Here is a 4,598-nt window from a genome sequence, read left to right on the forward strand (position 1 = left end):
CGGCGTGATTCCTCCCCGCACGTCGTCCCGCACCCGATGAGCGCGCCCGCAGCGCTGGCCCGCCGGCTGGGCCTCGTCGATGCGATCGCCATCGGCCTGGGCTCGATGATCGGCGCCGGCGTGTTCGCGGCGTTCGCCCCCGCCGCCGCGGCCGCCGGCTCGGGCCTGTTGATCGGCCTCGCGGTCGCCGCCGTCGTCGCCTACGCCAACGCGACGTCGTCGGCGCAACTGGCTGCACAGTTCCCGACGTCGGGAGGGACGTACGTCTACGGCCGGGAGATGATCGGCCCGTGGTCGGGGTTCTTCGCCGGCTGGTCGTTCGTCATCGGCAAGACCGCGAGTTGCGCGGCGATGGCGTTGACGTTCGCCTCGTACGCCGCTCCCGTGGGCTGGGAGAAGCCCATCGCCGTCATCGCGGTCCTGTCCCTCGCCGCGGTCAACGCGGTGGGGGTGACCCGCACGGCCGCCCTCACGAAGGTGATCGTGGCGGTCGTGCTGGCGGTGCTCGCGCTCGTGGTCGTGGCCGCCTCGGCATCCGGGGCCGGCTCCGCCGACAATCTGGCCATCGCCGCCGGCCCCCACGGCTGGTACGGCGTACTGCAGTCGGCCGGGCTGCTGTTCTTCGCCTTTGCGGGGTATGCCCGCATCGCCACGATGGGTGAGGAGGTGCGCGATCCGCGCCGCACGATCCCCCGCGCGATCGTCATCGCGCTGAGCCTCGCCCTCATCGTCTACGTCGCGATCGCCCTGGCCGCGCTCGCCACCCTCGGCCCCGACCGCCTCGCGTCATCGTCGGCACCGCTGGCGGAGGTCGCCGCAGCGGGCGGGTGGACCTGGACCGCGCCAGTGGTGCGGGTCGGGGCCGCGGCGGCATCCCTCGGAGCCCTTCTCGCTCTCGTCGCCGGCATCGGCCGCACGAGCCTCGCGATGGCCCGCACGGGCGACCTGCCGCGGTGGCTCGCGGCGGTGCACCCTCGCTACGCCGTGCCGCACCGCGCGGAGCTCGTGCTCGCGGTCATCGTGAGTCTTCTGATCGTGGCGACCGACCTGCGGTCCGCGATCGGGTTCTCGTCGTTCGGCGTGCTGCTGTACTACCTGATCGCCAACATCGCGGCGTTCCGACAGGATGCCGCGGCCCGCCGCTTTCCCCGCGCGCTGCAGCTCGTGGGCATGATCGGTTGCGTGGCGCTGGTCGCGACCCTGCCGTGGCCCTCGATCGTCGGGGGCAGCGTGGTCGCGGGCGTCGGCGTCGGCTATCGGGCGCTGCGGCTGCGGCGGGGCGGCCCCGCGTCGGCCTGACCGGGCCCGGACGCCGGCGTCGTCACCGCGTCGGGAGGCGTGAGCGCCGCAAACCAGGGCGCGGCGATCCGGTCCACCGCGTCCCGATCGAGTCGCGCCAGCGCATCGAGTCCGAGGAGGTGCCGCGCGATCGTCATGCCGAGGATGCTGGAGACGATCATGGCTGCGCGCAGCTCGTCGTCGGCGTTCTCCGGCCCCTCCGCATCGTCGCGCCACGCCCGCACGAGACCGTCGGCACGTTCAGACAGATACTCGCGGAGGGCGTCGGCGGCCTCCGGCGCGGTGGGAGCGGATCGCAACAGCGCCTCGGTCGCCGGCGACAACGCACGCATCCGGGTCTCGAGAACCTCGGCCAGATGGCCCGTCGTATCCGCATCATCGAGCGCAACGGCCGGCAGGATCGCCGCCGCGAACAGCTTCTCCTTCGAGCCGTAGCGCTGCATGACGAGCGCGGGGTCGACTCCCGCCCGGCGCGCGATGCCGCGGATCGTCGCTTTGGCCCATCCGCCCGCCGCGAACTCCTCCTGGGCCGCGGCCACGATGCGCGCGCTCGTCTCGGCGCGCTGGTCGGCACGCGATCGCTGCTCATTCATGTTTTCACTCTACACGCGTTGAGCGAAGTGATAGCCTCAACTCAACAACCGTTGAGCGAAAGGACGTAGACGATGAAGAACTCCACCCCCGGCCGACCGATCGCGCTGATCGTCGGTGCCTCCCGCGGCCTCGGCTTCGCGGTCGCGACGGAGTACCTCCGCCTCGGCTACGAGGTGTACGGCACCGTACGTAGCGACGCTCACACACCGCTTCACGACCTCCGCAAAGCCGGGAGCGATGCCCTCCACATCGAGCGCGTCGACGTGACGTCAACCGGCGAGATCGCGGCGCTGCACGACCGTCTCGCTGCGCACCTGCGGGGCCGCGCGATCGACGTGCTGTTCGTGGTCGCCGGGGTGTCGCTCGCCCCGCAGGACGCGCGAGCGATCGACATGTCGGATGCCGATGTCGTCACGACGATGCTCACGAACGCGATCGCGCCGCTGCGCGTCATCGAGGGCCTCGACGATCTCGTCGGTCCCGACGCGACGATCGCGGTGATGTCCTCCGGCCAGGGAAGCATCGGTCGCAACGAGACCGGCGGTTTCGAGGTCTACCGGGCGAGCAAGTCCGCGCTCAACCAGCTCATGCGCAGCTATGCCGCTCGGCGCGGCACCGACCGGCCCCTGTTGCTGATGGCGCCGGGGTGGGTGCAGACGGACATGGGCGGCACCGGCGCCCCGCTGACCGTGAGCGAGAGCATCCCCGCACTCGTCGCGACCGTGGAGCATCAGCGCGGCATCCCGGGACTGCGGTACCTCGACCGCCACGGCGAGCCCATCCCCTGGTGAGCGCGCAGGACGCCGCGGCGTCGACTCACGCCAGGGGCATCGACCAGGCCACCTCGATGCTCAGCCGACCGCTCTCTTGGAACATCCGCACCTGGTGGGTCTCGGCGAACAGCGCGGCGAGTTCGTCGCGGTCTGCGGGCGCGAAGCCGAGCGTCTGCCAGAACCCGCCGGATCGGCGGCTGAACAGCCACGCCGTCGTGGCCCCCTCGTCGGCCGCACGGGCCAGGGCAAAGCGGGCGAGAGCCGTTCCGCGACCGGCGGCGCGCTGGCGCGGGTGGACGGCGACGCTGCGGACGAGAACGGCATCCCCGGTGGCGTTCAACTCGTAGCCCGTGCTCCCGACGATCCGGCCCTCGGCGTCGCGCTCGATCCACAGGCGCACGTCCGGCTCGTCGAGCCCGCTGAGAGTCAGGTCGACCTCGCGGAGGAACGCGGTGAGATCGGCCACGGCATCCGCCGCGCAGGGTTCGAGCACGAGGGGGGCGGCGGCGCCGTCCGCGACGTTCACGGCTGCGGCGTGGCGATGCTGACCGGCATCCCCCAGCCCGAGAAGTGCTGCGTGGTCGTCGTCTGCGTGCCGGCCACCGACACCGTGGCCTGAACACCGGCGGGCACGTGCCCGGAGGTCAGCCAGAGCGTCATCTCCTGCACGTCGGCGCCGACGGCGCTGAAAGGCGCGTCGGCCTGCACACGCCAGGCGCGCGCCTGGGTGCCGTCGGGGAGGTCGACGACATCCTGGTCCTTCTGCACCGTCCAGGTCGGCGCGGACGAGATGAGCGATGCGGTGGCCGACGGGTCGGCGAAGGCGCGATACGCCTGCCCGATGGTGCCCGCGAGCATCTTCTTCGGATCGGAGCTCGTCGCGTCTCCCTGCACCCAGGCCCCGTCGATCGTGACCCAGGAGGCATCAGGGGTGAGCACGAACGACGTCGTGCCGCCGCTGCTCGTGACCGTTCCGGACAGGGCCGGAGCATCGCCGAAGACGAAGTCCGCCGTCCCCGTCGTGCCATCGGATGCCGAGAAGGTCTCATGACCGCTGCCCGCCGCCTTCGAAAAGCCCACGACGCAGGCGGCGAGGTCAGCGCCTGCGACAGCGGCATCCGCCTTCAGATCGACGGCGTCGCAGACGCTCGGCGCGGCGATGGTGGCGGGCCCGTTCGTCGCCGCGGACGGCGTGGGGCTCGCGACGGCGGCCGTCGTCGAGGCAGCGGGCGCAGGCCCGCCCGCGGCGCACGACGTCAGAGCCATCGTGGAGGCGAGAACGGCGAGCGTCAGAGCGGCAGGCAGAGATCGTCGCATGCGTCGAGCCTATGACAGCCGTCGTCGCTCCGTCCGGACCGTCCGCCGCTACCCCCGCCGCGGCACGCGAGGATCGGCGAGGACGAGAAGAAGGACGGCGAAGGCCGTGCCCACGATGACCCAGCCGATCGTGTGCATGCCGGCATCCGAAGCGGCCCGCGGGAAGGCCAGCGCGATCAGCGCCGAAGCGAAGATGGCGCCGAGATACCCCGCGGTGCGTGCGAGGCCCGACGCGACGGCGATCTGATCGGCGGTCGTCTGGGTGTACAGCGCGGCCTGGTTGCTCGTGGTGGTCATGCCCAGAACCACTCCGAACACGATGCTGAGCGCGACCAGGGCGATGACGTTCGTTGCCGCGTTGAGCAGAACGATGCCGACACCGCCGACGAGCATGGCGACACCGCTGACGACGAGCGGAGCGCGGATGAGGGCGTCGCGCGAGATGACGGCGGCGCCGACCGCCGCGACGGCACTCATCGGTAGCATGATCAGTCCGCTCGTCGTCGCATCCAGACCACGCCCCTGCTCGAGCCACTGCACGTAGCCGTACAACACGGCGTATGCCGCCATCAGCGCAAGAGCTTGTCTCGCGTACGTCCGCACGAGCGGTCCGTG

6 protein-coding genes are annotated in these 4,598 nt (G+C 71.6%); 2 read left to right on the forward strand and 4 right to left on the reverse strand.

Annotated elements, in window-relative coordinates:
- The first annotated feature begins 36 nt into the window (after positions 1 to 36).
- Positions 37 to 1,299, forward strand: a complete 1,263-nt coding sequence (locus tag I5I_RS06965) for an APC family permease (protein ID WP_036318072.1) — start codon at positions 37 to 39, stop codon at positions 1,297 to 1,299.
- Here the strand turns inward: I5I_RS06965 and I5I_RS06970 are convergent.
- Positions 1,254 to 1,892 (reverse strand): TetR/AcrR family transcriptional regulator, encoded by a 639-nt coding sequence (locus I5I_RS06970; RefSeq protein WP_051039524.1) that lies wholly within the window; start codon positions 1,890 to 1,892, stop codon positions 1,254 to 1,256. The two genes, I5I_RS06965 and I5I_RS06970, sit on opposite strands and share 46 nt — an antisense overlap.
- 72 nt (positions 1,893 to 1,964) lie before the next feature.
- Between I5I_RS06970 and I5I_RS06975 the strand changes: the two genes are divergently transcribed.
- On the forward strand, positions 1,965 to 2,684 hold the full coding sequence (locus I5I_RS06975) for an SDR family NAD(P)-dependent oxidoreductase (RefSeq protein WP_036318073.1): 720 nt from the start codon (positions 1,965 to 1,967) through the stop codon (positions 2,682 to 2,684).
- Positions 2,685 to 2,709: 25 nt separating this feature from the next.
- On the opposite strand, the gene I5I_RS06980 is transcribed toward I5I_RS06975, so the two are convergent.
- The 3 genes from I5I_RS06980 to I5I_RS06990 all read right to left on the reverse strand — a co-directional run.
- Complete coding sequence (locus I5I_RS06980; RefSeq protein WP_239640049.1) at positions 2,710 to 3,192, reverse strand: GNAT family N-acetyltransferase; 483 nt, start codon at positions 3,190 to 3,192, stop codon at positions 2,710 to 2,712.
- Positions 3,189 to 3,983 (reverse strand): hypothetical protein, encoded by a 795-nt coding sequence (locus I5I_RS06985; protein WP_036318074.1) that lies wholly within the window; start codon positions 3,981 to 3,983, stop codon positions 3,189 to 3,191. Before I5I_RS06985 ends, I5I_RS06980 begins: the two co-directional genes overlap by 4 nt.
- Before the next feature lie 48 nt (positions 3,984 to 4,031).
- Positions 4,032 to 4,598, reverse strand: a 567-nt coding sequence (locus I5I_RS06990; protein ID WP_036318079.1) for an MFS transporter, incomplete at its 5' end; no start/stop codon positions are given.

The organism is Microbacterium sp. B24 (assembly GCF_000333415.1).
Taxonomy (GTDB): domain Bacteria; phylum Actinomycetota; class Actinomycetes; order Actinomycetales; family Microbacteriaceae; genus Microbacterium.

Coding starts and splice junctions, on each gene's coding strand:
- I5I_RS06970 (WP_051039524.1), bottom strand. CDS start 1,892: ATGAATGAGCAGCGATCGCGTGCCGACCAGCGCGCCGAGACGAGCGCG.
- I5I_RS06975 (WP_036318073.1), top strand. CDS start 1,965: ATGAAGAACTCCACCCCCGGCCGACCGATCGCGCTGATCGTCGGTGCC.
- I5I_RS06965 (WP_036318072.1), top strand. CDS start 37: ATGAGCGCGCCCGCAGCGCTGGCCCGCCGGCTGGGCCTCGTCGATGCG.
- I5I_RS06985 (WP_036318074.1), bottom strand. CDS start 3,983: ATGCGACGATCTCTGCCTGCCGCTCTGACGCTCGCCGTTCTCGCCTCC.